Origin of the sequence: Ralstonia sp. 24A2 (genome assembly GCF_051783885.1) — a bacterium.
Classification (GTDB): domain Bacteria; phylum Pseudomonadota; class Gammaproteobacteria; order Burkholderiales; family Burkholderiaceae; genus Ralstonia.
Map to the genome: position 1 here is coordinate 1650912 of NZ_JBPVZD010000003.1, position 25045 is coordinate 1675956.

Annotated in this window: 27 protein-coding genes; 21 read left to right on the top strand and 6 right to left on the bottom strand. The window is 64.4% G+C overall.

All coding sequences use genetic code 11. The features are described from left to right. Positions 1–19: 19 nt before the first annotated feature. Positions 20–361 carry a hypothetical protein gene (locus ACS13N_RS25005; RefSeq protein ID WP_438934281.1) on the bottom strand — a complete coding sequence of 114 codons (342 nt, stop codon included), beginning with the start codon at positions 359–361 and terminating at the stop codon, positions 20–22. A gap of 105 nt (positions 362–466) precedes the next feature. Then, positions 467–976, bottom strand: coding sequence for a GNAT family N-acetyltransferase (locus ACS13N_RS25010; RefSeq protein WP_438934282.1), 510 nt, complete (start codon positions 974–976; stop codon positions 467–469). Positions 977–1152: 176 nt separating this feature from the next. Between ACS13N_RS25010 and ACS13N_RS25015 the strand changes: the two genes are divergently transcribed. Then, a complete protein-coding gene (locus ACS13N_RS25015) occupies positions 1153–2025 on the top strand; it encodes a D-amino-acid transaminase (RefSeq protein ID WP_438934283.1) in 873 nt (290 codons plus the stop codon). A 66-nt stretch (positions 2026–2091) separates the two neighbouring features. Further along, positions 2092–2634, top strand: a complete 543-nt coding sequence (locus tag ACS13N_RS25020) for a surface-adhesin E family protein (protein ID WP_438934284.1) — start codon at positions 2092–2094, stop codon at positions 2632–2634. Positions 2635–2670: 36 nt separating this feature from the next. Here ACS13N_RS25020 and ACS13N_RS25025 read toward each other — a convergent pair whose 3' ends face one another. Both ACS13N_RS25025 and ACS13N_RS25030 read right to left on the bottom strand, forming a co-directional pair. Beyond that, positions 2671–2868 carry a hypothetical protein gene (locus ACS13N_RS25025; protein ID WP_438934285.1) on the bottom strand — a complete coding sequence of 66 codons (198 nt, stop codon included), beginning with the start codon at positions 2866–2868 and terminating at the stop codon, positions 2671–2673. A gap of 201 nt (positions 2869–3069) precedes the next feature. After that, positions 3070–4071: an alpha/beta fold hydrolase gene (locus tag ACS13N_RS25030; RefSeq protein ID WP_438934486.1), complete on the bottom strand. Its 1002-nt coding sequence runs from the start codon at positions 4069–4071 to the stop codon at positions 3070–3072. A 429-nt stretch (positions 4072–4500) separates the two neighbouring features. Here ACS13N_RS25030 and ACS13N_RS25035 point away from each other — a divergent pair, with 429 nt between their 5' ends. From ACS13N_RS25035 to ACS13N_RS25055, 5 genes are read left to right on the top strand one after another with little or no spacing between them, the layout of a single operon-like run. Continuing rightward, positions 4501–5742: a cytochrome-c peroxidase gene (locus tag ACS13N_RS25035; protein WP_438934487.1), complete on the top strand. Its 1242-nt coding sequence runs from the start codon at positions 4501–4503 to the stop codon at positions 5740–5742. A 30-nt stretch (positions 5743–5772) separates the two neighbouring features. Further along, complete coding sequence (locus ACS13N_RS25040; RefSeq protein WP_438934286.1) at positions 5773–7149, top strand: porin; 1377 nt, start codon at positions 5773–5775, stop codon at positions 7147–7149. Positions 7150–7191: 42 nt separating this feature from the next. Then, positions 7192–7752 (top strand): FMN-binding protein, encoded by a 561-nt coding sequence (locus tag ACS13N_RS25045; RefSeq protein ID WP_438934287.1) that lies wholly within the window; start codon positions 7192–7194, stop codon positions 7750–7752. 7 nt (positions 7753–7759) lie between these two features. Further along, positions 7760–8542, top strand: a complete 783-nt coding sequence (locus ACS13N_RS25050; protein ID WP_438934288.1) for an FAD:protein FMN transferase — start codon at positions 7760–7762, stop codon at positions 8540–8542. Between the two features lie 31 nt (positions 8543–8573). After that, complete coding sequence (locus ACS13N_RS25055; protein WP_438934289.1) at positions 8574–9053, top strand: hypothetical protein; 480 nt, start codon at positions 8574–8576, stop codon at positions 9051–9053. A gap of 3 nt (positions 9054–9056) precedes the next feature. On the opposite strand, the gene ACS13N_RS25060 is transcribed toward ACS13N_RS25055, so the two are convergent. Then, a complete protein-coding gene (locus ACS13N_RS25060) occupies positions 9057–9965 on the bottom strand; it encodes a LysR family transcriptional regulator (RefSeq protein WP_438934290.1) in 909 nt (302 codons plus the stop codon). 107 nt (positions 9966–10072) lie between these two features. Between ACS13N_RS25060 and ACS13N_RS25065 the strand changes: the two genes are divergently transcribed. After that, entirely contained in the window at positions 10073–10312 is a 240-nt protein-coding gene (locus ACS13N_RS25065; RefSeq protein ID WP_438934291.1) for a DUF2798 domain-containing protein, read from the top strand. A 434-nt stretch (positions 10313–10746) separates the two neighbouring features. Then, positions 10747–11214 (top strand): GNAT family N-acetyltransferase, encoded by a 468-nt coding sequence (locus tag ACS13N_RS25070; protein ID WP_438934292.1) that lies wholly within the window; start codon positions 10747–10749, stop codon positions 11212–11214. Between the two features lie 10 nt (positions 11215–11224). Here the strand turns inward: ACS13N_RS25070 and ACS13N_RS25075 are convergent, their stop codons facing one another. Continuing rightward, positions 11225–12763, bottom strand: a complete 1539-nt coding sequence (locus ACS13N_RS25075) for a methyl-accepting chemotaxis protein (RefSeq protein ID WP_438934293.1) — start codon at positions 12761–12763, stop codon at positions 11225–11227. 459 nt (positions 12764–13222) lie between these two features. On the opposite strand from ACS13N_RS25075, the gene ACS13N_RS25080 reads away from it, so the two are divergent. From ACS13N_RS25080 to ACS13N_RS25135, 12 genes are all read left to right on the top strand, one after another. Continuing rightward, a complete protein-coding gene (locus ACS13N_RS25080) occupies positions 13223–13528 on the top strand; it encodes a recombinase-like helix-turn-helix domain-containing protein (protein ID WP_438934294.1) in 306 nt (101 codons plus the stop codon). 83 nt (positions 13529–13611) lie between these two features. Continuing rightward, on the top strand, positions 13612–14679 hold the full coding sequence (locus tag ACS13N_RS25085) for a Rieske 2Fe-2S domain-containing protein (RefSeq protein ID WP_438934295.1): 1068 nt from the start codon (positions 13612–13614) through the stop codon (positions 14677–14679). Beyond that, positions 14672–15445: an SDR family oxidoreductase gene (locus tag ACS13N_RS25090; RefSeq protein ID WP_438934296.1), complete on the top strand. Its 774-nt coding sequence runs from the start codon at positions 14672–14674 to the stop codon at positions 15443–15445. Before ACS13N_RS25085 ends, ACS13N_RS25090 begins: the two co-directional genes overlap by 8 nt. 40 nt (positions 15446–15485) lie before the next feature. Next, positions 15486–16022: a cupin domain-containing protein gene (locus tag ACS13N_RS25095; protein ID WP_438934297.1), complete on the top strand. Its 537-nt coding sequence runs from the start codon at positions 15486–15488 to the stop codon at positions 16020–16022. Positions 16023–16026: 4 nt separating this feature from the next. Beyond that, a complete protein-coding gene (locus tag ACS13N_RS25100; RefSeq protein WP_438934298.1) occupies positions 16027–16929 on the top strand; it encodes an alpha/beta fold hydrolase in 903 nt (300 codons plus the stop codon). Positions 16930–16941: 12 nt separating this feature from the next. Further along, positions 16942–17769, top strand: coding sequence for an IclR family transcriptional regulator (locus ACS13N_RS25105; protein ID WP_438934299.1), 828 nt, complete (start codon positions 16942–16944; stop codon positions 17767–17769). A 2-nt stretch (positions 17770–17771) separates the two neighbouring features. After that, the gene (locus ACS13N_RS25110; protein WP_438934300.1) at positions 17772–18575 is read left to right on the top strand and encodes an SDR family oxidoreductase; all 804 of its coding nucleotides are present in this window, start codon (positions 17772–17774) and stop codon (positions 18573–18575) included. After that, positions 18568–20307 (top strand): thiamine pyrophosphate-binding protein, encoded by a 1740-nt coding sequence (locus ACS13N_RS25115; protein ID WP_438934301.1) that lies wholly within the window; start codon positions 18568–18570, stop codon positions 20305–20307. Before ACS13N_RS25110 ends, ACS13N_RS25115 begins: the two co-directional genes overlap by 8 nt. 32 nt (positions 20308–20339) lie before the next feature. Next, the gene (locus ACS13N_RS25120; RefSeq protein WP_039600402.1) at positions 20340–21143 is read left to right on the top strand and encodes an aspartate dehydrogenase; all 804 of its coding nucleotides are present in this window, start codon (positions 20340–20342) and stop codon (positions 21141–21143) included. A 16-nt stretch (positions 21144–21159) separates the two neighbouring features. Further along, positions 21160–22656 (top strand): aldehyde dehydrogenase, encoded by a 1497-nt coding sequence (locus tag ACS13N_RS25125; RefSeq protein WP_438934302.1) that lies wholly within the window; start codon positions 21160–21162, stop codon positions 22654–22656. Positions 22657–22730: 74 nt separating this feature from the next. After that, positions 22731–23996: an MFS transporter gene (locus tag ACS13N_RS25130; protein ID WP_438934303.1), complete on the top strand. Its 1266-nt coding sequence runs from the start codon at positions 22731–22733 to the stop codon at positions 23994–23996. Positions 23997–24063: 67 nt separating this feature from the next. Continuing rightward, on the top strand, positions 24064–25026 hold the full coding sequence (locus ACS13N_RS25135) for a VOC family protein (RefSeq protein ID WP_438934304.1): 963 nt from the start codon (positions 24064–24066) through the stop codon (positions 25024–25026). Positions 25027–25045: the final 19 nt, after the last annotated feature.

Consider the following 25045-nt stretch of genomic DNA (forward strand, 5'->3'; position numbering starts at 1 on the left):
CCGGGCGTACGATCCGTGATCAATCGTCGTAATCGTCGCGACGATGGTGTTTGCGCCATTCGCGTTCACGCCAGCGCTGCTCGCGCCATTGCCGTTCCTGCCATTCGCGGCCGCGCCCGTCATCGTAGTAACCGGGTGCAACGATAACTGGCTGCGGCGCAACATAGACGGGTGGCGGTGCATAGTAGGCCGGCGGCGGAGGCGGTGCGTAGACCGGTGCAGGCGCATAGACCGGCGCGGGCGCGACATACACCGGCCCTGGCACGCCAATGCCGATATCAACATTGACTCGGGCCAGAGCCGCCTGGGACGACAACGCCGCAATGGCGGCCAGAGCGCACAGCGCTAGGTTCTTTTGCATGATGGAAATCCTCGCTACGGCCGCACTGTAGTGGAACGGGACGCGCGCAGTCTTACAGAAGATATACGGGTGTTACGAATTGTAACGGAGTGACGAGGTGGGCGCTCAGGGGAGTTGGCGTTCCATCAATTCGGCATCGTCACCATAGATGGTACGTAGCACCGTCAACTGCGTGCGCTCAATGTCGGCGGACTGATAGCCGAGGCGGCGCCAGAATGCATCAGCGCCTTGCACCGCCACCAGCCGTGATTGGCGCAGCCCCTGTGCTTGGGCGCTGGCGCATGCGGTTGCGTAAAGGCGCTCCCCAAGACGCTGGCCTCGGCCGGCCGGGGCGATGGCCATGTCGTGTACGAACCAAAGCACGTTTGCCGTATCTGCTGCCGGCAGCGGCACGTGCAGTTTGGGCGGGGCCCATGCGTGCCACGCATGCGAGAGCAGGTAGCCGACCACCTCTGCGCCATCCAGTGCGACCAGGCACATGGCTGGGCCGCGCGCCCAGCGGCTGGCCAGTGCGTCGCCCGGTTCGAGAAAGCCATCGCCGTAGCATGCCTGTTGCACGGCCAGAATCCCGGGCAGATCGGTGTCGGCGACAGGGCGGATGATGGGGGCGGACATGGCGGGTAACGTTGGCCGTAAGTCTCCGGAAAACCCGCAAGTCTACCGGACGCTCCTGTTGCGTCATGCCGTTTGCGCATAACCCGAGCGCAAAACGCTATTCGCGGTATGGCCCACGTATCCTTTAGATTCCTTGGCAGGGCAGTCCCGCCCGCCTCGACACTCTTCCTCCCAGCATGTCCCGAATCGTCTTCCTGAACGGCCAATACGTGCCCGCCGCCGAGGCCACCGTCTCCATCATGGACCGTGGCTTCACCTTTGCCGATGGCATCTACGAGGTGACCGCCGTCGCGCGCGGCAAGCTCGTCGACAGCGATGCGCACCTCGCGCGCCTGACGCGATCGCTGTCCGCCATCGACATCGAGAACCCGTACACCGAAGCCGAATGGACGCGCGTGTGCGAGGAGCTGGTGGCTCGCAACGGACTGGAAGAGGGCGTCGTCTACATGCAGGTCACGCGCGGCGTGGCCGAGCGCGACTTCGGTATTCCCGCCAGCATCACGCCGACGGCCGTCGCCTTCACGCAGGTCAAGACCATCGTCGACAGCCCGCTCGCGCGCAAGGGTGCGGCCGTGGTGACGGTGCCGGACCTGCGCTGGAAGCGCTGCGATATCAAGAGCGTGGGCCTGTTGCCGCAGGTGATGGCCAAGCAGATGGCCGCCGCAGCTGGCGCGCATGAGGCCTGGATGACCGATGGCGACCGCGTGACCGAAGGCGCATCATCCACCGCCTTCATCATCACGGCAGACAAGCGCTTGATCACGCGCCCGCTGTCGAACGCCGTGCTGCCGGGCATTACGCGTGTGTCGATCATGGCACTGGCGCGCGAACACGGCCTGACGTTGGAAGAACGGACTTTCACCGTGCAGGAAGCCCAGCAGGCAGCCGAGGCGTTCTACACGAGCGCATCGACGTTCGTGATGCCGGTGGCGTCCATTGATGGCGTGAAGATCGGCAACGGCCAGCCTGGCCCGCTCACGCAGGCGTTGCGCACGCTGTATCTGCGCTTTGCCGGTATTGAGGCCGCCGAGCCCGCCAACCAGATGTGACGAGAACGGTTGAGTCGACGCGGTAGAATCGCCCGCTACGTTTTTTGCAGCAAGGCGAGACCATCCATGAAGACAGGAGGCTGGCGCCCGCAAGGCGCCATCGCAGCGGCCATGTTGGTTGTTGCGCAGTGGGCAGCAATGCCCGCGTTTGCTCAAACCGTATCGACGTCGGTGGTTGCGCCGGCCGTGTCGGCAACCCCCGTCGCATCCGCGGCGCTCGAGCGCGCCAGCGATGATGATCGCTGGCGCCGCTTCGTCGGCACCAGCGGCGTGGTGTCGTACGTCGACAAGCAATCCGTCAAGCCACAGGTCGAGGCGCAAGCCGGCGCACCCACCGTGCACTTCAAGCTGTTGCGCAACGTCCTGCCCGATTTCACGATCAAGACGTCAGACGGTCAGCCGATCCGCTCGTCGGTCAAGCAAGTGGTGCTCGACTGTGCGCAACGCACCTACACAGTGATTGCGCAGACGCTCTACCGCGCACGCAACGCCAGCGGCAACCCGCTGTACCAGATCCGCTATGGCGAAGACGCACAGAGCCGCTCGCTTCGCGAAGGTAGCGTGTTCGACTGGATTGCTGGGCGCTTCTGCTCAGTGCAGCCGCACTGATCGCGAGTGCATGGGTAGCGTTTGACGCGCTGCCTCTCAGACCTGCGCTTCTTCTTCGCGGCCCCGTGCATAGGGCTGTCGTTCCTGCTCGAGCTCCGGATACCGGTGTGCGGCGAAGCCCATGGCAGCTTCGTACGACCCAAACTGATTCGATTCTTCAGCCACGCCGTCGTTGACCAGAATCGCGTACCACTTCCCGTAAAGCGGTCCGTAGACCACCACTTTGCTTTTCATCGTCTTGTCCCTGTCTTTGTATCGATGACCGGGCGTCGCGGTTCGCGCGAAGCCGGCGGCTCGGGCTGTCCGGGCGCCAGGTCATGGCGCACCGTCAGCAGCGTTATTGGCGGTCGATGATTGCAGCGAGATGCGGGCACGTCAACGTTTGCGTTGGGCGCAATCTTCTAAAGCGCGATAGGTCGATCGCTTTGGCGGGGTTTAGGCTGTCGCTGTAGCCAGGGTGCCGGCCACACGGGCGCGTTGCAGTGCGGCAGGTTCGTGGCCCGATTCCACGTAGTCGGCAAAGCGACGGATGCAATCCGCCACCCAGTCGGGCCGGCGCAGCGGCAGCCAATGGCCGGCGTCGATCTCGTGCCGCCAGTAGTGCGATACCCAGGCCTCCACGGCACGGGTGATGGCGGGACTTACGTAGCGATCACGTGTCGGCACGATCAGTTGCACGGGGGCATGCGGCGCACGTGCCTGCGGGCGGGCCAGCCGCTCGCGGAAATTGGCGCGGTACATCCGCACACCATTGCACGCGTCGCGCACCAGCGATGGCCGTTGCTCCGCGCCGCGTATGCCTTCCGTCTTACGCAGCCACCACGGCCATGCGCGCGCCATCCACAGCCGCCACGACCATTCCGGCAGCAGCGGCAGGTGGAAAACCCCCACATACCACGACTGCAGCCGCTGCTTCCACACCGCGCGCTTGGCCGCCCAGGTGCCGGTGTCGAGCTGCGCCCGCATCCAGTGGCCGACGTGATCCAGGCACGGTCCTGAGATCGACGTGTATGACGCGATGCGTCCGCGCAGGCGGTCGGTGGTCACGGATTCCCAACTGTGGATCGAGCCCCAGTCGTGCCCGACCAGGTGGAACTGTTCGCCGGGCAACAGCGCATCCGCCACGGCGGCGAGGTCATTGACGAACTGGGGGATGCGGTAGCCGGTGGTGTCGGCGGGGGCGTCGGACAGGCCCGCACCGCGCACGTCGAAGGTGATGACGCGGCTATGGCGCGCCAGTGCATCGCGCACGCCATCCCAGACCGAGCTGTCGTCGGGATACCCGTGTACGAGAACGATGGCGGGGCGCTGCCGTGCAGCGTCATCTCGAGGCTGCGTCAGGCGCGCATGCAAGCGCACGCCGCCTGAGCGCACGACGTGGGAAGACCGCTGAATGGATGGGGGAAGGCCGCGTGTCTGGCGTGAATCCGGATGCATATCAGGGCGCGTGGGAGCGGCTGGCGTGGGCATCGGCGGGTCTCCATGTCGATCTAAAGGTGACATTGATCGATGGCATGGTAGGGGCCCGTATCACGGTTTGACAATGCGCAACTTCACTGACGTTGCGTGTGCGCACCGCCACAAACAACGTAGCTTTCTGCCGAAAAGTTCCATAGAATGCGAACGCGAATTGTTCCTATTACCATTAATTGAGCGGCCTGAGTGAGCCTGCAAACCGCCAAGATCAGGGAAATGCAAGAAAAAAAAGGACGAGGAGGAGACGGCGTGCGCGCTCGTCAGATGGCGCGCGCGTCGTTGCGCGCAATGTGGATGGCTGCCTGCGCCGCGCTGGTGACGGCCTGCGGCGGCGGAGATGGCGGCAGCAGCACTTCAACGGGCACGCCCGCCGCCAATGGCCTGTCGCCGATGGCGCAGGTGGGCAAGCAGATCTTCTTTGATCAGGCGCTCTCCGCCTCGGGCAAGCAGTCGTGCGCGTCGTGCCACGATGCGGCACGCGGGTTTACCGATCCGAACAACCTGGCGGTCTCATTTGGTGGCCCGAACCATGACCTGCCGGGCCTGCGCAACGCGCCGTCGCTGAATTACGCGTCGTACACGCCCAACTTCAAGATTGATGCGACCGGCAAGGCGTCCGGCGGCTTCTTCCGCGATGGCCGTTCGCCGTCATTGGCAGACCAGGCGCAGCAGCCGTTCACCAACCCGTTCGAGATGGCCAATGCCTCGGCTGATGACGTGTTCAAGACGCTGCTGACGCGTCCCTACCTCGATCAGTTCACCACGGTGTTCACCAAGGCAAGCATCCAGGACAGCGCCACGGCCATGCAGAGCATTGGCCAGGCGCTGGCGGCCTACCAGTCTGAAGACCCGAGCTTCCACACCTTCGACAGCAAGTACGACGCGTACCTCGCGGGCAAGGCCACGCTCTCGGATTCGGAAACGCGCGGTCTGCTGCTGTTCAACAACCCCACCAAAGGCAACTGCACGGCGTGCCACGTCTCGTCGCGCACGGGCAGCACACCTGCGCTGTTCACCGATTTCACGTACGACAACGTCGGCATTCCGCGCAACTGGAGCCTGGCGGCCAACCAGGAAGGCACGACACTGCCTTATGTGCCGAAGAACGGCACGGCGCTGGGTGACCCGAACTACAGCTATTACGACCTCGGCATCTGCGGCCCGCTGCGCACGGACTTCCGCGTGGGCGGTGCGACGTGCGGCAAGTTCAAGGTGCCCACGCTGCGCAACATCGCGCTGACGGCGCCGTACTTTCACAACGGCGTGTTCCAGACGCTGGACCAGGTGGTCGCCTGGTACGTCACGCGCGACACCGAGCCCGGCCGCTGGTACGTCAAGGCCGACGGCACGCCCGACGTGCCCTACAACGATCTGCCGGTTGCCTTTGACGGCAACGTGAACGTGGCGGAAGTGCCCTACAACCCCGCCAAGGCGCCGTCGATGACGAACCAGGAGATGAGCGATCTCGTGCATTTCCTGTGCACGCTCACCGATGGGTTTGATCCTGCCAATCCGTCGGCCTACAACGTGCCGGCGCAATGCGGCTCCACCGCTGCAAGCGTGGGCGCAGCACGTATCCAGACCGTTTCTGCCAGCGGAGCCACGCCGGCCTTGACGGCAATCAACAAATAAATCGATTCAAAGACCAGGGAGCGTCACAGCATGAAACGAACCGCTTTGTCGGCAGCTGCCGCCATTGCACTGATGGGAGCCGGCGCAGCCAATGCCGCCACCACTGCGCAACTTGAACAGAAACTTGATGCGATGGCCGCGCAAATTGAAGCGCTCAAGGCCGAGCTGAAGGAAGTGAAGTCGCAGAACGCGACGCTGGCCACGCAGCAGCAGACGCAGGCCAAGGCCCAGGCGCAGCAGACGGCTGCCCTGCAAGACGTGCAGCAAACGGTGCAGACGGCGCAGCTCGCGTCGACCAGGCCATCGCCGCTCGACAACCTCACGCTGTGGGGTTACGGCGAGATCAACTACAGCCGCCCGACCCGTCGCTCCGAAGATACCAAGATGGACTTGTCGCGCGCCGTGTTTGGCATCGGCTACAAGTTCAACGACAAGACGCGCTTCAACTCCGAGTTTGAAGTCGAGCACGCGATTGCATCGTCGACCGATTCGGGTGAGTTCGAGGTCGAGCAGTTCTACGTCGATCACAAGCTGACCGACAAGATCGGCCTGAACGCGGGCCTGTTCCTGATCCCGGCGGGCTTCATCAACCGCAACCACGAGCCGACCAACTACTACGGCGTGCATCGCAACTTTGTCGAGACGCTGATCATCCCGAGCACGTGGCGCGAGGGCGGTCTGTCGCTGTACGGCGATACGGACTTCGGCCTGAACTGGAACGTGGGCCTGACGACTGGCCTGAACCTGGCCAAGTGGAACTTCAACCCGGAGAACCCACTGTTCAACTCTGCGCTGGAGATGCAGAACAACGGCGCGGGCCCGATGCAGCAGACGCACCAGGAACTGGGCCTGGCGAACGCGAAGAACCTGTCGCAGTACGTGGCGCTCAACTACTCGGGTATTCCGGGGGTGACGCTGGGCGGCTCGGTCTTCACGGGCAAGAGCAGCCGTGCGAGCACCGATGCGCCGCTGCCTGAGCAGCGCGCCACCCTGTACGAGGCGCATGCTCGCTGGACACCAGGCAAGTGGGACCTGTCTGCCTTGTATGCGCGTGGCATGCTCAGCAACACCGCCGCCGCCAATCAGTTGAACCCGGGTGCAGCCAACCCGATGCCGTCGGCGTTCTACGGCTGGTTCGTGCAAGGCGCGTACAACGTGTGGCAGAAGGGCGATTACCGCATCACGCCGTTCGTGCGCTACGAGCGCTACAACATGGGTGAGAAGTACGCAGGCCTGGTGCCGGGCTTCGTGGCACCGGCGGGCTGGCCGTCGCTGTCGGACACGGTCTACACCGTGGGCGCGAACTTCTACCTGAACCCGAACGTGGTATTCAAGGTCGACTACCAGCGCTTTACCAAGAACCGCGATTTCTCGCGAGTCGACCTGGGCCTCGGCGTGTCGTTCTAAGCCGCGTCGATTGATCTGAAGAACCGAAGGAGGTACGAAGCCATGCGTTATCAGCCAGTGCCCATCGTTCTCGTGTGTGCCGCCGCCATCGGCGCGCCGGGCGTGGTCATCACGAACGCCTTTGCCGCAGACTATATGACTGCGGCCGAGGCCCAGAAATCGATCTTTCCGGATGCCACCAGCTTTGAGCCGGTGGCGCTTGCCCTGTCGGCCGACCAGCTCAAGCAGTTGGCTGATCGCGCGGGTGGCTCGGCCAAGCCCGGCGCTTGGCGCGTCTGGCAAGCCAAGCAGGGCGACAAGGCGGTCGGCTATGTCGTAACCGATGCCGTCATCGGCAAGTTCGAACTGATCAACTACGCCGTGGGCCTGAACCCGGCGGGCGAGATTGCCGGCATCGAGATCCTCACGTACCGCGAAAGCCACGGCTATGAAGTCCGCAACAAGCCGTGGCGCGCGCAGTTCCTGGGCAAGTCTGCCAAGTCGGCGCTGCGCGTTGGGGATGACATCAACAACATCAGCGGGGCGACGCTGTCGTGCACGCACCTGACCGACGGCATCCGGCGCATTGCAGTGATGGCGCAGCTCGCGCTGGTCAAGGGCTGAGCCCGCGATGGAGCCGGTAGTCTGCCGACGTGCGCGGCCGCTGCTCGGCACGTTGGTTGATGTGCAGGCCGAAGGGGCGGGTGCACAGGCGGCTGTGGTGGCGGCATTCGAAGAGATTGCTGCTGTGCACGCGCTGCTGAGCTTTCATGCACCGGACAACGAGCTGCAGTTGATCAACCGTGCGGCGCCCGGCGCCCGGCTGCACGTTGATCAACGAACGGTCACGGTGCTGCGCCTTGCCGCCGCGCTGTATGACGCATCGGCGCGCGCCTTCGACTGCCGTGTCGGCGCGCGTGAGCACTTGGCCGACACGCGCTTTCCCGTTGCCTTCGAGGGCGACGTCCTCATCAAACAGACTGGTGCATCGATGGACCTGGGTGGCATCGCCAAGGGCTATGCCGTCGATCGCGCCATCGAGGTGATGCGGGCGCATGCGATCGAACGCGTGGTCGTCAATGCCGGCGGTGATCTGCGCCACTATGGCATGCGGCCGATGACGGTGCACGTACGTGACCCACGCAACGCGGCGCATGTTGCGGCGACGGTCACGCTCGACAATGCCGCGCTCGCCAGTTCAACGGCCGGTGGTTTGGGCGCGCATGCCGACAGTGCATCGCGCATTCACGGTGCAGATCGGATGCCGCTTCCAGGCTTGGCTGGCGCAACCGTGCAGGCACCTACCTGCATACTGGCTGATGCGTTGACCAAGGTCGTGCTTGCCGCGGGCGATGTCGCATATCCTCTGCTGGCTCAGTACGGCGCGACGGTGGCCCTATACTCGCCAATTTAGCTCGCCGGGTTAGCCGGTTGCCCAGTCCGTCATGTCCGCCTCTCCTCGTTTTACGCACCATCTGCGCGAAAGCGCCTTCCGCCTCAGCCGCCGCCGGCGCTGGATGGTGTATGGCGTGTTTGCGGTGCTACTGGTGACGGGCCTGGTCTGGCTGGCGCTGCATTTTCTGGATGACGGTAGCGGGGGCGGCATGCTGGCGCTGGCGTGGAGCATGAAGCTGCACGGTGCCGCCGCCATGGCGGGTTTGTATCTGCTGGGCATGCTGTGGGGCCCGCATATCCGCAATGCATGGGTGCGACGGCGCAATCGCGTGGCGGGCGCCGTGTTTGGCACGCTGACTGCCGTGCTGGTGGTGACGGGCTACGCGCTGTACTACGTCAACGGTGAGCTGCCGCGCCAGGGTGCGGAGATCCTGCACTGGGTGGCCGGGGTGGTGGTGTGCATTGCCTTGTGGGTACACATCGTGATCGGGCGCCGCAAGCGCCGTGCAGTGTCGACCTTCCAGATGTGAGGGTCAGACGGGCAACTCCGGCCCGTCTTGCAACAGCGGGTTGGCCGCTGCGAATTCAGCCAGATGCTCCAGTAGCGCGCGCACCTTGCGCGGCAATTGCTGCTGCGGCCACACCGCATAGATGGTGCGCTGCGGCGTGCGCCATTCTGGCAGCACGCGCACCAGGCGGCCGCTCTCCAGCGCTGCATGACACAGCGTGCGCGGGCAGTAAAGCAGACCTTGTCCCGCCTCTGCCAGTGAAACCGCCAGCTCGATATCGTTCACATCGCATTGCCCTTGCGGTTGCATCTCGACGGTCTCCTTGCCATCGGGCGAGGTGAAGCGCCACGTGGAAATGGGCGACGCCACCAGTAGCCGATGCATCTCCAGCGCGTCGGGATGGACTGGTACACCGTGCTCGGCCAGATAGGCAGGCGAGGCCACCAGCACGATCGCGATCACCCCCAGCCGGCGCTGCCGCAGCTTGGGGTCATCCTGCGGCCCGACGCGGATGGCCAGGTCCGCGCCGTGCCGCCAGACGTCTTCATTGCGGTTGCTCAGCGACAGTTCCAGCCGAATCTCTGGCCACGCCGCCATGAAGCTCGCATAGGCTGGCCCCAGCAGCCCGCGTGACAGGTTCAGCGGCGCCAGCACGCGCAGGGTGCCCTTGATCTGGTTGAGGTCGTCGTCGAGTGTTGCCGTGGCTTGTGCAAGCGCGGTCAGCAGCGGGCGGCACTGCTCGTAATAGAGCAGACCTTCCGGTGTCGGCTTCAGGCTGCGGGCGCTGCGCAGCAGGAGCTGGCAGCCGAGGGTGGCTTCCAGTTTCTGCAGGCGCCGCGTGAGGGTGGCCGGGGGCAGGTTGGCGTGGCGCGCTGCCGCCTGCAGGCTGCCGTGGTCCACGATGGAAACGAAGAGGGCCAGATCGTCGAGCATGATTCCATTTTCGGAATTTAAGTTTCAATAAACGTCTATAGTTTCTTGAAGCGCGGTTGTCTAGCATACCGTCAATCACATTTGATGGCTTTGCAAGGAGAACCGCCATGTCGATGCCTATTCGCCTTCGTGTCACCTTTGCCTGGTTGATGTCTGGCCTGATGTCGCTGTTGATGACGGGCTGGATCGGCTGGATCAATGCCGGCTTCAGCGCAGACTTTCTCGCGCGTTGGGCGCATGCCTTCGTGCTGGCCTGGCCGGCGGCATTCACCATCGTCCTGATTGCCGCGCCGACGGTGCAACGCCTGACGCAACGTCTGCTGATGCCGGAAGTTATCCAGCCGTGAAAAGAAATCGGCCCACCGGGAGGACGGTGGGCCGCAAGGTTGACAGCAGGAAAGACCGACCAAAATCGGTGTGATACCAAGCTGGCGGCATGCGAAGTCCCGCTCGCAACGTCGCCAGCTGATCGCGCGTGGCAGCGCCGGCACGGCAACCTTCGGTTGGGCCCGCGGCGCGGATTCCCCAATCACGCCGAAAGCCCATCCTTGCCGCGCGTTGCTGCCAAACGCGTCTACCTGACACCCGACCGACTCCGCCTTATGCAGCAGCGGAGATCATCGCCAAGCAGTGGTCGGACTGTATGGCCTGCGCGCTTTCGCGAAACTTTCGAAGCCCCTTGGGACTTACCCGCATGCGCGCCGTCGCTGCGTGTCTGGGCATGCACGAACCCTCAGGATCCACTGGCAAAATGGCCGTCTCATCACACGGACTGCCTACCATGCCTGCACCCGCCGAGTTGCTGATCCGCCCCATCCACCAGGATGATTTCGCCGCCTGGAAACCGCTCTGGGATGGCTACAACGCCTTCTATGGCCGCGCGGGCGAGACCGCCTTGCCCGACTTCGTCACGCAGACGACGTGGCAACGTTTCTTCGATGAGCATGAACCTGTGTACGCCATGGTCGCCGAGCGTGATGGCGTGGTGCTCGGGATCGTGCATTTCCTCTTCCACCGCAGCACGACGCAGGTGCAGATGACGTGCTACCTGCAGGATCTTTTCACCGTACAGGCGGCGCGCGGGCAGGGTGTGGGCCGCGCACTGATCGAAGCCGTCTACCAGCGTGCAGCAGAAGCCGGCTTGCCGCGCGTCTATTGGCAGACGCACGAGACCAACGCGACGGCGATGAAGCTGTACGACACGGTGGCGGAAAAGTCCGGCTTCGTGGTCTACCGCAAGTTTCTGTAACGCCTGGGCACTAGCCCGCCACGCGGAACACGCTCACCGCGCGCGCCAGTTCCTGCGCCTGTTCTTCCAGCGATTCCGCCGCCGCCGCGGCCTGCTCGACCAGCGCGGCGTTCTGCTGCGTTACCTGGTCCATCTGCGTGACGGCCTGGTTGACCTGCTCGATACCACTGCTCTGTTCGGCAGAGGCCGCGCTGATCTCGTCCATGATCTGCGTGACGCGCGCGATGGCTTGCACGATACGCTCCATCGTGGCGCCCGCTTCGCTCACCAGCGTGGAGCCCGTTGCCACGCGCTCGGCGGATTCACCAATCAACGCCTTGATCTCCTTGGCCGCCGCTGCGGAGCGCTGCGCCAGCGTGCGCACTTCGCCCGCCACCACGGCAAATCCACGGCCTTGCTCACCTGCACGCGCCGCCTCCACGGCTGCGTTGAGCGCGAGGATGTTGGTCTGGAACGCAATCCCTTCAATCACGCCGATGATGTCGACGATCTTGCGGCTGCTGTCGCTGATCTCGCCCATCGTGGACACCACGCGCGCCACCACCTCGCCGCCCTGGCTGGCCGTGCTGGACGCATCGCCCGCGAGTGCGCTGGCATGGCGGGCGTTATCGGCGTTCTGACGCACGATGCCCGTGAGCTGCTCCATGCTCGAAGCGGTTTCCTCCAGCGATGAAGCCTGTTCTTCCGTGCGTTGCGACAAGTCTGCATTGCCCGCCGCAATCTGCTTGGAGGCGACGTTGATCTGCTCGATGCCGGACTGGATGCGCGCCACTGTGCCGGTGAGCGTGGATTGCATCGTATGCATGGCGTGCAGCAGGCTTGACCGGTCATCCGCACGCAGCGCAACCGGCACGCTCAGGTCGCCATCGGCAATCTGCGTGCACACGGCGGCGGCATAGCCGGGCTCGCCGCCCAGGCTGCGCTTGATGTTGCGGATCAGCGCCAGCATCAGCAGCGTCAGCAGCAGGCCGATGGTCAGCACGATGGCCGTGCCCTTGATTGCGTTGTCGCGCAGCACGGCGTCAATGTCGTCGATATAGGCGCCGGTATAGACGTGCCAATCCCAGTCGGACAGGTACTGTGCATACGTGAGCTTGGGGACGGGTTTCTCCGTGCCCGGGCGTGGAAATTCGTATTCGATGAAGCCCGTGCCGACCCCGATGATGCGCTTGACCGCCTGCACGCCGGCTGGGTCGTTCAAGGTGTCGACGTGCTGGTTCTCGGAGGTGGGTTTGACCGGCAGCAGGCGGATCACCTGCCCGGAATCCATCACGCCGATGTAGCCGGTCTTGCCAAAGCGGATGGGGCGCAGCGCTTCCAGAGCGGCCCGTTTGGCGTCGTCCACCGGCATGGTCTGCTTGGCGGCGCGATCCTGGTACGACTTGATGACGGCGGTGGCGCTTTCGATCTGGTGCTGCAGGTCCAGCCGCTTTTCGTTCAGCATGGTGGCGCGGTTGGCCAGCAGGCCGATCGCCAGCAGCGCGCTCAGGCTTACCCACAGCAGCGCAAGCGTCGCGTACAGCTTGGCGTTCAAGGTCAGTCGTTTCATGTGGTTGTTGTTGTCTCGTGCGTGTCTCCGTCGCATTCCGGCCAGCCGCGAGCCAGCCGCCCCTTGTGCGCGACGAATAGAGATACGGCAACCAGTTGCATATCTGAAGAGGCTTCCCTCGAAAGAGGGAGGGGCCTGCACGCCGCATCTTTCCGGCTACACCGGCTAGCGCGGACGGGGATTGATGGGGATGGCTACCGGTTGTGGCGCCGGCGTGCTGGGTAGGAGAGGAAGGAGGGGCGCTGTCGATTGATGCGAGGCTGGCCCACCTCGCCAAGACCGGCGCCCCGCGTGCCATCTGGCCGCTCGGCCGATTTTTGGTGCCACATTTCTTTGCAAAACCATAGGGTAATCCCGCATCTGCGATTTCGAAGACGCGGTCTATAGTTGCACCTGTGTTCCAGATATTAACAGACGTTTCATAGGTAAAACAAGCGAAACGTGATGGAGTCGACAAAAATGCAGCCGCAATTCAACCCCGACCTCGCTCCGTGGGAGCCGATTTCTCCGAACAACGTCGCCGGCAAGGGCCGTGTTGAGCGCCCGGGCCACGTCGCCAATCTGGTGTGGCAGACGCGCGCTGCCGAGCCGACGCCCTATGAGAACCAACTGGCCGATTCGCTGGAAGCGGCGTTCCTGGGTGGCGCGAAAACGCCGGCGGACATCGTTGCCGTGCTGAACGAACGCGGCCCGCGCAACGCCGCCGGCGGCGAGGCCTGGACGGAAGACGCCTTCCTGGCTGAGATGCGCCGCCTGGGCGCCTGAGTTCCGCCCGGCTCCCACCACACGATTCGACGCCGTATTGCCCCCAGAGGCAGCCGGCGCAACCCCATCAAGCGAGGCAAGCAATGGAAGGCAACAAGGAAGCGCAGAAGGAAGCGCGCATCAACACCGGTCTGCGCAACTACTGGTATCCGGTGGCGGCATCGTGGAACGTGAAGAACGCCCCCGTGGGCATCACCCGCCTGAGCCAGAACATTGTGCTGTGGCGTGATACGGCCGGCCAGGTGCATGCACTGGAAGACCGCTGCCCGCACCGCGGCGCGCGCCTGTCGATGGGTTGGAATCTGGGTGACCACGTAGCCTGCTGGTACCACGGCGTTGAAGTGAATGGCCAAGGCACCGTCACGAGCGTGCCGGCCGTCGACGCCTGCCCGATGGAAGGCAAGACCTGCGTGCGCAGCTACCCGGTGCAGGAACGTGCCGGCGCGATCTTCCTGTGGTTCGGCGACAAGGCACCGTCTGAATACGACGACGCCGTCGGCACGCTGCGCCTGCCCGAAGAGCTGACCAGCGACGAGCACAGCCACTTCCTCTGCTTCGCGCACTGGAACGTCAACTACCGCTACGCCATCGACAACGTCATGGACCCGATGCACGGCGCGTACCTGCACGCCGTGTCGCACTCGATGGCCAGCGGCGAGAAAAAGGCCGTGATGGAAGTGCTCGAAACCGAGCACGGCATCATGTTCCAGAAGACCGGCCAGCGCGGCGTGAACTTCGATTGGACCGAGTTTGGCGAGACCGGCACGATGTGGCTGCGCCTGTCGATTCCGTATCAGCCGAAAGTCGGCCCGGGCGGTCCGTTCACCATCATCGGCATCACCACGCCGGTGGATGAAGAGCACTGCATCGTCTACTTCTGGCGCACGCGCCACGTGCAGGGCTGGGAGCGCGACGTGTGGCGCTTCCTGTACCGCAACCGTCTGGAAGGCCTGCACTGGGATGTGCTCGAGCAGGACCGCGTGGTGCTCGAATCGATGGCACCCGAGGCGCGCGACCACGAGACGCTGTACCAGCACGACATCGGCATCACGCGCATCCGCCGCATCCTGGCCCGCCGCGCCGCAGCCGAACTGGCTGATGCGCCGGTCGCCATGCTCAAGCCCATTGCTTCGGAAGCCCAACATGCCTGAGCACAATCCTGTCACGGGGCTGCTGGCTGGCCGCAAGGTGCTCGTCACGGGTGCTGCACGCGGGCTGGGCCTGGCATTCGCCAAGTCCATCGCTGAAGCCGGTGGCGCAGTCGCGCTGGCCGACATCCTAGGCGAGCGCGTGCAGGAAGAGGCTGCAGCACTGCGTGCGGCCGGCTTTGAGGCCCATGGCTTCACGCTTGATCTTGGCGACCCGGTTTCCATTCAGGCGTGCGCCGCTGCGGCTGCGCAGGCATTGGGCGGTCTCGACGGCCTCGTCAACAACGCGGCCATCACCAACTCGGGCGGCCGCGATGCATCGTCCATCGACGTCGACACCTGGGACCGCGTGATGAACGTCAACGTGCGCGGCACCTGGCTGATGACGACCGCCTGCCTGCCGGCGCTCAAGGCGTCGGGCCGTGGCGCCATCGTCAACCTGTCGTCGGACACGCCGCTGTGGGGCGCGCCGAACCTGCTCGCTTATGTGGCCAGCAAGAGCGCCGTCATCGGTATGACCAAATCATTGGCGCGCGAATGCGGCGCAGACGGCATCACCGTCAACGCCATCGCCCCGGGCCTGACGTTGGTGGAAGCCACCGAATATGTGCCGGCGCACCGGCATGCGTTGTACCGCGACCAGCGTGCCATCTCGCGCGATCAGCTGCCCGACGACGTATGCGGCGCCGTGCTGTTCGCGCTGTCCGATCTTTCCCGATTCGTGACGGGCCAGACGCTGGCCGTCAACGGCGGTTTTGTCATGCAGTAACGCAGTCACGTAACCAAACACTATTGAGAAGAGGTATTTGATGAGTGATCTCTCCGAACAACAGCAAGTGCAGCGCACGTGGGACCGCCCGGAAGGCGCGTCGTTTGAAGACTGGATGAACAGCCGCGTGGCGCGTTTCGCCACTCGCCGCTACGACTGGGACGCCCTCAAGTTCCAGGCCGACTACGACCCGAAATATCGCCGCGCGCAGATGCGTTACCTGGGCACGGGCGGCACGGGCGTGGCGGCGGACACCAACACGGTGCCGTCGGAGAACTTCACATTTTCGACCATGGTCATTCCGGCCGGCCACGAAGGCCCGTCGCACCTCCACACTGATGTGGAAGAGGTGTTCTTCGTCATCCGCGGCAAGCTCAAGCTGGTGCTGGAGAAGGACGGCGAGCGCTTCGAGACCATCCTGACGGATCGCGACCTTGTCTCGGTGCCGCCGGGCGTGTACCGCGAAGAAATCAACATCGGCGATGAAGACGCGCTGATGTGCGTGATGCTCGGCGCCAAGAAGCCGATCACGCCGACGTATCCACCCGAGCATCCGCTCGCCAAGATCAAGCGTTGATGCCATGAGCGCGCAGGCTGTCATGTCTTCCCACCCATTCCGCGTTGCCGACGCACTTGCCGTGCTCGGCGCCGAGTTCGCCGAACACACCATTGCGATCAACGAACAGGGCGATCGTATCGGCTATCGGCAATGGGGCGAGCGCGGGCCGGTGGTGGTGCTGTTGCACGGCATCAGCTCCAGTGCCGCGTCGTGGCTGCCCTGCGCGCAGGTTCTTTCGCAAACCATGCGTGTGTTTGCGTGGGATGCGCCGGGCTATGGCAACTCGACGCCGCTGCAAACGCAGGTACCGCGCGCGACTGACTATGCGGTGCGCCTGCGTGCCTGGTTGGCCGTACTGCATGTGAAGCCGGATGTGATGGTTGGGCATTCGCTGGGTGCGCTGATGGCGTCTGCGTACGTGGCCGATGCACCCGCGCCGATGCAAGCGCGCAACCTGCTGCTGCTGAACCCCGCCCAGGGCTACGGCCGACCAGGGCAGGAAGCGCAGTCGCGCACCGTGCAGGCGCAGCGTCTGGCAACGCTCGACAAACTTGGCATTGATGGCATGGCGGAATCGCGCCACGCACATCTGCTGCGCCCGCATGCATCCGACGAGGAACGCGCCTGGGTGCGCTGGAACATGAAGCGCCTGAACGATGGCGGTTATCGCCAGGCTGTGGCGATGCTCAGCGGTGACCACATCGGCGCCTACCTGCGCAAGCGCCCGGCATCGATACCAGCGCACATCGCGTGCGGCGACGTGGATGGCATCACGCCCCCGCAGGGTTGCCAGGCACTGGCCGAGACGTTCGGTCTGCCGTTCGCGTTCGTGCCGTCTGCCGGACACGCCTCCTATATCGATGCGCCTGAAGCGGTTGCAGGCTGGATCGAACAAGCCGTCCTCTCCCAATCCCGAAACGCGTAAGCGCCAACACGTATGAGCAACGACCTCATCTCCGAAGACGTGCAGGAAAAGTACATCGTCCCCGGGCTCGAACGCGGCCTGCGCCTGCTGTGCGAGTTCAGCCACAAAGATCGCGTGCTGTCTGCGCCGGAACTGGCACGCCGGCTCAAGGTGCCGCGCTCGACGGTGTTTCGTCTGCTCACCACGCTTGAAGTGATGGGCTTCGTGGAGCGGGTCGACGGTGGCCGTGATTTCCGCCTCGGCATGGCGGTGCTGCGCCTGGGCTTTGAATACCTCGCCTCGCTGGAGTTGACCGAGCTAGGCCGCCCGCTGCTCGATCGCCTGCGCGACGACATCCACTACCCGTGCAACCTCGTGGTGCGCGATGGCCGCTCAATCGTCTATGTGGCGAAGTCGGTGGCGCCCACGCCGTTCACGAGCTCCGTCAATGTCGGCACGCGTTTGCCTGCCCATGCCACGGTGCTGGGCCGCGTGTTGCTGGCAGACCTGTCGCTGGCCGAGTTGCGCCAGCTCTATCCGGAGCCGCAGCTGGAAGTGTTCTCGCACAACACGCCGCGCACAGTGGAAGAGTTGTTCGAGATGGTCCAGCGCGACCGCGAGCACGGCTACGTGCTGCAGGAGGGCTTCTTTGAAGCCAACATTTCGACGATTGCTGCACCCGTGCTGGACCGCGGCGGCAAGGTGGTCGCCGCGCTCGGCACGACGATCCCGTCACCGCGCATCGAGCCTGCCCAACTGGACACGATGATCGACAAGGTGCGCGCCGCCGCCGGTGAGCTGTCGTACCTGCTGGACTATCGCCCGGCCAGCGGCAAGGTCGTCAACCTGTTCCGGGAATGACCATGCCGATGATCGATCTGACTGGCAAGACCGCCGTCGTGACCGGAGGCTCCTCCGGCATCGGCCTCGCCACCGTTGAACTGTTGCTGGAAGCGGGGGCTGCCGTGGCGTTGTGTGGCCGCAATGCGGAACGGCTGGCGACTGCCGAAGAAAAGCTGCGCGGTCGATTCCCCGATGCAAAGTTGTTCGCTGCCACGTGCGACGTGCTCGATGCCGCGCAGATGACTGCGTTTGCCGATGCAGTGGAACAAGAACTCGGCCCCATCGACATGTTGGTCAACAACGCCGGTCAGGGGCGCGTCTCGACGTTCTCCGATACCGACGATGCCGCATGGACGCAGGAGCTACATCTCAAGTTCTTCTCCGTCATCCACCCGACGCGCGCGTTCCTGCCGCAACTGGAGCGTTCGGAGTACGGTGCGATCGTCTGCGTGAACTCGCTGCTTGCGCAACAGCCGGAGCCGCACATGGTGGCCACCTCGGCCGCGCGTGCTGGCGTGCTCAACCTGGTGCGCTCGATGGCCACCGAGTTTGCGCCGAAGGGCGTGCGCGTCAACGGCATCCTGATCGGGCTGGTCGAGTCCGGCCAGTGGCGCCGCCGCTTCGAGGCACGCCCTGAAGAAGACCGCCACCTCGACTGGGCCGCGTGGACGCGCCGCCTGGCCGTGCAGAAACACATTCCCCTTGGTCGTCTGGGTCTGCCCGAAGAGGCAGCCCGCGCCATTCTGTTCCTTGCCTCGCCGTTGTCTTCGTACACCACGGGCAGCCACATCGATATCTCCGGAGGACACTCCCGTCATGCTTAAACGACAACAACAGGAACAACAACTGGTCACGGTGGGCCACGCGATTGCCGCCTTCCTGGAATCCTGCGAGGTCAAGGCCGCCTTTGGCGTGATTTCGATTCACAACATGCCCATCCTCGATGCGATGGGCGAGCGTGGAAAGATCCGCTTCATCATGGCGCGCGGCGAAGCAGGCGGCACCAACATGGCGGATGCCTATGCCCGTACCACGGGTGGTCTGGGCGTGTGCCTGACCAGCACGGGCACGGCCGCCGGCAACGCGGCGGGTGCGATGGTCGAAGCGCTGACCGCCGGCACGCCGATGCTGCACATCACGGGCCAGATCGAAACGCCGTACCTGGACCAGAGCCTGGCGTACATCCACGAAGCACCAGATCAACTCACGATGCTCAAGTCGGTGTCGAAGGCGGCCTTCCGCATCCGTAGCGCAGACACCGCCATCAGCACGATGAAGCTGGCCGTGCAGACCGCGCTGACGGCCCCGACCGGCCCGGTGAGCGTGGAGATCCCCATCGACATCCAGGCCGCGCTGATCCCGATGCCGAACGACCTGCGTCCGCTGCTGGTGCCGCAGCATGTGCCGTCGGCGCATGCGCTGGATGAGCTGGCTGAGCGCCTGTCGCGCGCGCGCCGCCCGATGCTGTGGCTCGGCGGTGGTGCCCGCCATGCCGCCAAGCAGGTCAAGCGCCTGATGGATCTGGGCTTTGGCGTGGTGACCAGCACGCAAGGCCGCGGCATTGTGCCGGAAGACGATCCGCGCTCGCTGGGCGCCTTCAACCTGCACAAGCCGGTTGAAGCGTTCTACCAGACGTGCGACGCCATGCTCGTAGTCGGCTCGCGTTTGCGCGGCAATGAAACGCTTAAGTATGAACTGAAGCTACCGCGTCCGCTGTACCGCATCGATGCGGATGCTTCTGCTGAAGGCCGCTGCTATGCCAGCGACTACTTCGTCTGCGGCGATTCAGCCCTCGCACTGGATGGCCTGGCCGATCGCCTGGAAAAGAAGATGCAAATCGACACGGCATTCGCAGGCGACCTGCGTGCCGCGCACGACAAGGCGGTGGGCGCGCTGGTCGATGGCCTCGGTCCTTATTCGCAGTTGGTGGAAGCCTTGCAGGCAGCCGTGGGCCGCGAGTTCAACTGGGTGCGTGATGTGACCGTCTCCAACAGCACCTGGGGCAACCGCCAACTACGTATTTTCGATTCGCGTGCCGGTGTGCATGCATTGGGCGGCGGCATCGGCCAGGGCCTCGCAATGGGCATTGGCGCAGCCATCGGTGCCGCGGCAACCGGATCGGGCAAGACCACGTTCTGCCTGGCCGGCGACGGCGGTTTCATCCTGAACCTGGGTGAGCTGGCGACTGCCGTGCAGGAACGCGCCAACCTTGTCATCGTGCTGATGAACGACAAAGGCTACGGCGTCATCAAGAACATCCAGGACGCGCAGTACGGCGGCCGTCGTCACTACGTCGATCTGCATACGCCGGACTACGCGGCGCTCGCGCAGGCGCTGCAGTTGCGTCATCGCCGCGTGTCGGATCTGGCCGACGTGGGCAGCGCACTGAACGAAGCCGCCAGCGGTGAGGGCCCGTTCTTGATGGAAATCGACATGCTCTCCATCGGCAGCTTCAAGACCATCTTCGCAGGCCCGCCGGTCAACCAGCAGGCAAAGGACGGCAAGGGTGAACGCGCAGCCGCATGTACCACAGACGGCACCACGGTGGTGGCGTGAGCCCGCATATGAGTCAACCCAAGGAGCCGGACATGCTGCATGTATCGATGGTCGGTTGCGGAGCGATCGGACAGGGCGTGCTGGAGCTGCTCAAGAGCGATCCGGACGTCTGCTTTGACGCCGTGATCGTGCCTGAGCACGCGATGGACAAGGCGCGCGAGGCCATCGCGCCGTTTGCCCCGAAAGCGCGTGTGATGACGCATCTGTCAGCAGACGCGCATCCCGACCTGCTGGTTGAGTGCGCTGGCCATGACGCACTCGAAGAGCATGTGCTGCCGGCGCTGGAGCAGGGCATCGACTGCTTGGTGGTGTCCGTTGGCGCCCTGTCCGAGCCCGGTGTGGCCGAGCGGTTGGAAGCGGCAGCCCGTCGCGGCAATGCGCAGGTGCAGTTGCTGTCAGGTGCCATCGGAGCCATTGACGCGCTGGCTGCCGCACGTGTCGGTGGGCTGGACGCCGTGGTCTACACCGGCCGCAAACCGCCGCGTGCCTGGAAGGACACGCCGGCCGAGCAGCAGTTCGACCTGGACGCGCTGCGCGAGCCGACCGTGATTTTCGAAGGCAACGCCCGCGAAGCCGCGCGCCTGTTCCCGAAGAACGCCAACGTGGCTGCCACGCTGTCGGTGGCCGGCCTGGGGCTCGACCACACGCATGTGAAGCTGTTGGCCGATCCGACGGTGGATGAGAACGTCCATCACGTGGAGGCGCGCGGCGCCTTCGGTGGCTTCGAGTTGACGATGCGCGGCAAGCCACTGGCAGCCAATCCCAAGACTTCTGCGCTGACGGTGTTCAGCGTGGTGCGTGCGCTGGGCAACCGCGCGCACGCTGTTTCGATTTGAGTGAGGCCACTGCGCCATGACTGCTTCCATCTTGAATGCAACCGCAACGTCCCTGCTTCCGATCTGCATTGCAGGCGAATGGCGCCTCGGCACCGGCGAGCGCTATGTCACGCGCTATCCGGCCACGGGCGAAGTCGTGGCTGAACTCAACGCCGCCAGCGTGGCTGACGTGGAAGAGGCCGTGGCCGGGGCTTACCGCGCCTTCCTCTCCAGCGGCTGGGCACAGCGCAAGCCGCATGAACGTGCTGCCGTGCTGTATCGCGTGGCCGAACTGATCCGCTCGCGTAGCGAGGCCTTGGCCCAGCGCCAGCGCCTGGACAACGGCAAGCCGATCAACGAAACGCGCGCCCTGGTGGCGAGTGCTGCCGCCACGTTCCAGTTCTTCGGTGCCGCCTGCGAGACGTTGGAGGAATCTCTCACGCCCGCACGCGGCGATTGCCTGACGATGAGCGTGCACGAGCCCATGGGTGTAGTGGCGGCCATCACGCCGTGGAACTCGCCCATCGCCAGCGAAGCGCAGAAGATGGCGCCCGCGCTGGCCGCCGGTAACGCCGTCGTCGTCAAACCGGCTGAAGTCACGCCGCTGATGGCGCTGGAACTGGCCGCCATCTGCGAAGAGGCGGGTGTGCCAAAGGGCATGATCAGCGTGCTGCCGGGCAAGGGTTCGGTCATTGGCGATGCGATCACCAAGCATCCGCTGGTGCGCCGCGTGTCGTTCACGGGCGGCACGAATACCGGCCGCCATATCGCGCACATCGCGGCCGACAAGATGATGCCGGTTTCGCTGGAGCTGGGTGGCAAGTCGCCGACGATGGTGTTTGAAGACGCCGATCTCGACCACGCGGTGAACGGTGTGCTGTACGGCATCTTCAGCTCGTCGGGCGAGTCGTGCATCGCGGGCTCGCGTCTGTTCGTGGCACGTTCGCTGTACGAGCCGTTCATGGATCGGTTGGCTGCTGCCGCTGCGCGCCTGCGTGTCGGCAACCCCGCCGATGAGACCACGCAGATGGGCCCACTGATCACCGATCGCCATCGCGAAACCATCGAGTCGTACGTGGCGATGGGCGTGGAGGAGGGGGGCCACCTGCGCACGGGTGGCCTGCGCCCGGAAATCGCCGGCTGCGAGTCCGGCTACTTCTACACGCCGACCATCATCGAAGGCCTGACGAACAACGCGCGCATCTGCCAGGAAGAGATCTTCGGCCCGGTGCTCGTTGCCATGCCGTTCGACGATGAAGACGAACTCATCGAGCAGGCCAACGACAGCGTCTACGCGTTGGCCGCCGGCATCTGGACGCGCGACTACAAGCGCGCCTGGCGCATCGGCCGCGCGGTGCAGGCTGGCAACGTGTGGATCAACACATACAAACAGTTCTCGATCTCGACGCCGTTTGGCGGCTGGCGCGACAGCGGCCTGGGTCGCGAGAAGGGTCGCCTGGGCATCCTGCAGTACATGGAACAGAAGAGCCTCTACTGGGGCCTGAACGAACAACCGCTGGCCTGGGCCAATTGAAGAATTGAAGCCGGGCAGGTGTGAGGAGACAAAAGAATGAAATCCCATCAACGCAACGCGCAAAGGAGCTCGCAATGAACTCAAGTGCGCAACGCTGGTTTGGCGTGGTCGTGTTGTTCCTGGTCGTCGCCATTTCGTACATCGATCGCATCAATATTGCGGTGCTGATCACGCAGCATGATTTTCTGCAGCATGTGGGGCTTGCTGCGAATGACCGCAGCGGCCAAGGGCTGCTGGCGACGGCGTTCATGGCAGGCTATGGCTTGTCGGCCATCGTGTTCACCCCGTTCTGCGCGGCGCTGTTTGGTGTGCGCCGTAGCCTGATCTATGGGCTGGCGCTGTGGGGCATCATCACCATGGTTTCGCCCTGGTTCAACAGCTACATGGAGCTGCTGACGTCCCGCTTCGTGCTTGGCTTTGCCGAAGGGCCGCTGTTCTCGCTGGGCGCGTCCTACATCAAGGCCCACTTCGACAGCCGAGAAAGCGGCAAGCCCAACGCGATCTTCAACATGGGCACAGGTGTCGGCTTGGCTGTGGGCTATCCGCTGGTGGGTTACGCCATTGCCAGCGCCGACTGGGAAGCGTCGTTCCATCTGCTCGGCCTCCTCAACCTGGTCTTGGGCATTCCGCTGGTGCTGGCGTTCGTGCGCATGCCGGCTCGTTACGCGGCTATCCCCAAGCCGGAGTCGCTGCCGGCCGCGCTAAACACTGTTGGCGAGATGTTTCGCGGTGCCTTCCACACGCGCCATATCCTGACCATGACGGTGCTGACCGCCGCCTTCCTTTCCTACCTGTGGGGCAGCAGCAACTGGTTGCCGACCTACCTGAAGGAAGCGCGCGGCTTTTCCCTGCGCGAGATGGGCTGGATGGCATCGATGCCGCAATACGCGGCGGTGCTCGGTGTGCTGCTGGGCGGGCTGTTGCTGGATCTCATTCCGCGCCGTCGCATTCCGCTGATCTTTGTGTTTGGCAGCCTGGGCGTGGCGGTGGCGGTGTTGCTGGCCATCAATAGCACCGATCGCTATGCCGCCGCTTACTGGCTGACTGCCGCCAGCCTGTGCTGGGGCCTGCAGAGCCCGGCCATCCCCAGCACCGTGCAGTTCAACGCCAAGCCTGAGCACGTTGCGTGCGCGTTCGGTGTCACCAATGGCGTGGGCAGTCTGGTGGCGGGTTTCATGCCGGCCATCATGGGTGTCGTGATCGGGTTGGGGAGCGGTGGTGGCCTTGCTGCCGGTTTTGGCAGCCTGGTGGGTACCCAGTTGGTCGTGCTGCTGTGTGGCCTGGCCCTGCTGCGCAATGGTGAGGCGGCCACGCGTGCCGTCCCGGGCGCGGCGCACTGACAACCCGCAACGAATCACAGCGCTTGCCGGCCACCCAAGGCCACGCGGCGCCAAGCAGGAGATGAAGATGAATACCATTCGAGGCATCGACGAAATCGTCTACGGTGCCGACGACCTTGCCGCCTGTAAGCAGTTCTTCCAGGACTGGGGACTCACGCTGAAGGCAGAAGACGCCAGTGGCTTGCTGTTCGAAACACTCAACGGTTGCCGCGTGCGCGTCAAGCGCAGCGACGATGCCACGCTGCCGCCGGCCATGGAGGCCGGCCCCACGCTGCGCGAAGTGATCTGGGGTGCGGATTCGCAAGCCGTGCTGGATCGCTTGGCCGACAAGCTGGCAGATCAACCGGGCTACATCAATGCAGACGGCCGTGTTGGCTGCATCGACCCGAACGGCCTGGCTGTGCGTGTGCAACTGACCGCCAAGCACGACATCGACGTGCAATGCGCCGCGATGAACACGTGGACAGACAAGCCACGCCTCAACCAGCCCAGCCCGATCTACGAACGCGCCACGCCCATCGAAGTGGGCCATGTGGTGTTCTTCGTGAAGGACGTGGCCACCACCGAGCGCTTCTACATCGAGAAGCTCGGCTTCGTGCCGTCGGATCACTACCCAGGCCGCGGCGCCTTCCTGCGCTGCGAGCCGGAGGGCGGCCACCATGACCTCTTCCTGCTGCAACTGCCGCAAGCCAAAAGCGGGCTGAACCACGTGGCCTTCACCGTGCGCGATATCCACGAGGTGTTCGGTGGCGGCATGCATGTGTCGCGTTGCGGCTGGGATACGCAACTTGGCCCGGGTCGTCACCCGATCTCGTCGGCGTACTTCTGGTACTTCAAGAACCCCGCCGGCGGCCTGATCGAGTACTACGCCGATGAAGACCAGCTCGACGCCGAATGGCAGCCGCGCGATTTCGAACCCGGCCCGACCATGTTTGCCGAGTGGGCCATCGAAGGCGGTATCGACGGCAATACGCGCCGGCAGAAGAACGCCGGTGGACCCGAAGGCAAGTTCCTGACGGAAAAGCGCTGAACCGACGTTGAGAGAAGTG

Bases quoted from the DNA above. Each gene is read 5' to 3' on its own strand.
- ACS13N_RS25005 (WP_438934281.1), bottom strand. From the start codon at position 361: ATGCAAAAGAACCTAGCGCTGTGCGCTCTGGCCGCCATTGCGGCGTTG.
- ACS13N_RS25010 (WP_438934282.1), bottom strand. From the start codon at position 976: ATGTCCGCCCCCATCATCCGCCCTGTCGCCGACACCGATCTGCCCGGG.
- ACS13N_RS25015 (WP_438934283.1), top strand. From the start codon at position 1,153: ATGTCCCGAATCGTCTTCCTGAACGGCCAATACGTGCCCGCCGCCGAG.
- ACS13N_RS25020 (WP_438934284.1), top strand. From the start codon at position 2,092: ATGAAGACAGGAGGCTGGCGCCCGCAAGGCGCCATCGCAGCGGCCATG.
- ACS13N_RS25025 (WP_438934285.1), bottom strand. From the start codon at position 2,868: ATGAAAAGCAAAGTGGTGGTCTACGGACCGCTTTACGGGAAGTGGTAC.
- ACS13N_RS25030 (WP_438934486.1), bottom strand. From the start codon at position 4,071: ATGCATCCGGATTCACGCCAGACACGCGGCCTTCCCCCATCCATTCAG.
- ACS13N_RS25035 (WP_438934487.1), top strand. From the start codon at position 4,501: ATGGCGCAGGTGGGCAAGCAGATCTTCTTTGATCAGGCGCTCTCCGCC.
- ACS13N_RS25040 (WP_438934286.1), top strand. From the start codon at position 5,773: ATGAAACGAACCGCTTTGTCGGCAGCTGCCGCCATTGCACTGATGGGA.
- ACS13N_RS25045 (WP_438934287.1), top strand. From the start codon at position 7,192: ATGCGTTATCAGCCAGTGCCCATCGTTCTCGTGTGTGCCGCCGCCATC.
- ACS13N_RS25050 (WP_438934288.1), top strand. From the start codon at position 7,760: ATGGAGCCGGTAGTCTGCCGACGTGCGCGGCCGCTGCTCGGCACGTTG.
- ACS13N_RS25055 (WP_438934289.1), top strand. From the start codon at position 8,574: ATGTCCGCCTCTCCTCGTTTTACGCACCATCTGCGCGAAAGCGCCTTC.
- ACS13N_RS25060 (WP_438934290.1), bottom strand. From the start codon at position 9,965: ATGCTCGACGATCTGGCCCTCTTCGTTTCCATCGTGGACCACGGCAGC.
- ACS13N_RS25065 (WP_438934291.1), top strand. From the start codon at position 10,073: ATGTCGATGCCTATTCGCCTTCGTGTCACCTTTGCCTGGTTGATGTCT.
- ACS13N_RS25070 (WP_438934292.1), top strand. From the start codon at position 10,747: ATGCCTGCACCCGCCGAGTTGCTGATCCGCCCCATCCACCAGGATGAT.
- ACS13N_RS25075 (WP_438934293.1), bottom strand. From the start codon at position 12,763: ATGAAACGACTGACCTTGAACGCCAAGCTGTACGCGACGCTTGCGCTG.
- ACS13N_RS25080 (WP_438934294.1), top strand. From the start codon at position 13,223: ATGCAGCCGCAATTCAACCCCGACCTCGCTCCGTGGGAGCCGATTTCT.
- ACS13N_RS25085 (WP_438934295.1), top strand. From the start codon at position 13,612: ATGGAAGGCAACAAGGAAGCGCAGAAGGAAGCGCGCATCAACACCGGT.
- ACS13N_RS25090 (WP_438934296.1), top strand. From the start codon at position 14,672: ATGCCTGAGCACAATCCTGTCACGGGGCTGCTGGCTGGCCGCAAGGTG.
- ACS13N_RS25095 (WP_438934297.1), top strand. From the start codon at position 15,486: ATGAGTGATCTCTCCGAACAACAGCAAGTGCAGCGCACGTGGGACCGC.
- ACS13N_RS25100 (WP_438934298.1), top strand. From the start codon at position 16,027: ATGAGCGCGCAGGCTGTCATGTCTTCCCACCCATTCCGCGTTGCCGAC.
- ACS13N_RS25105 (WP_438934299.1), top strand. From the start codon at position 16,942: ATGAGCAACGACCTCATCTCCGAAGACGTGCAGGAAAAGTACATCGTC.
- ACS13N_RS25110 (WP_438934300.1), top strand. From the start codon at position 17,772: ATGCCGATGATCGATCTGACTGGCAAGACCGCCGTCGTGACCGGAGGC.
- ACS13N_RS25115 (WP_438934301.1), top strand. From the start codon at position 18,568: ATGCTTAAACGACAACAACAGGAACAACAACTGGTCACGGTGGGCCAC.
- ACS13N_RS25120 (WP_039600402.1), top strand. From the start codon at position 20,340: ATGCTGCATGTATCGATGGTCGGTTGCGGAGCGATCGGACAGGGCGTG.
- ACS13N_RS25125 (WP_438934302.1), top strand. From the start codon at position 21,160: ATGACTGCTTCCATCTTGAATGCAACCGCAACGTCCCTGCTTCCGATC.
- ACS13N_RS25130 (WP_438934303.1), top strand. From the start codon at position 22,731: ATGAACTCAAGTGCGCAACGCTGGTTTGGCGTGGTCGTGTTGTTCCTG.
- ACS13N_RS25135 (WP_438934304.1), top strand. From the start codon at position 24,064: ATGAATACCATTCGAGGCATCGACGAAATCGTCTACGGTGCCGACGAC.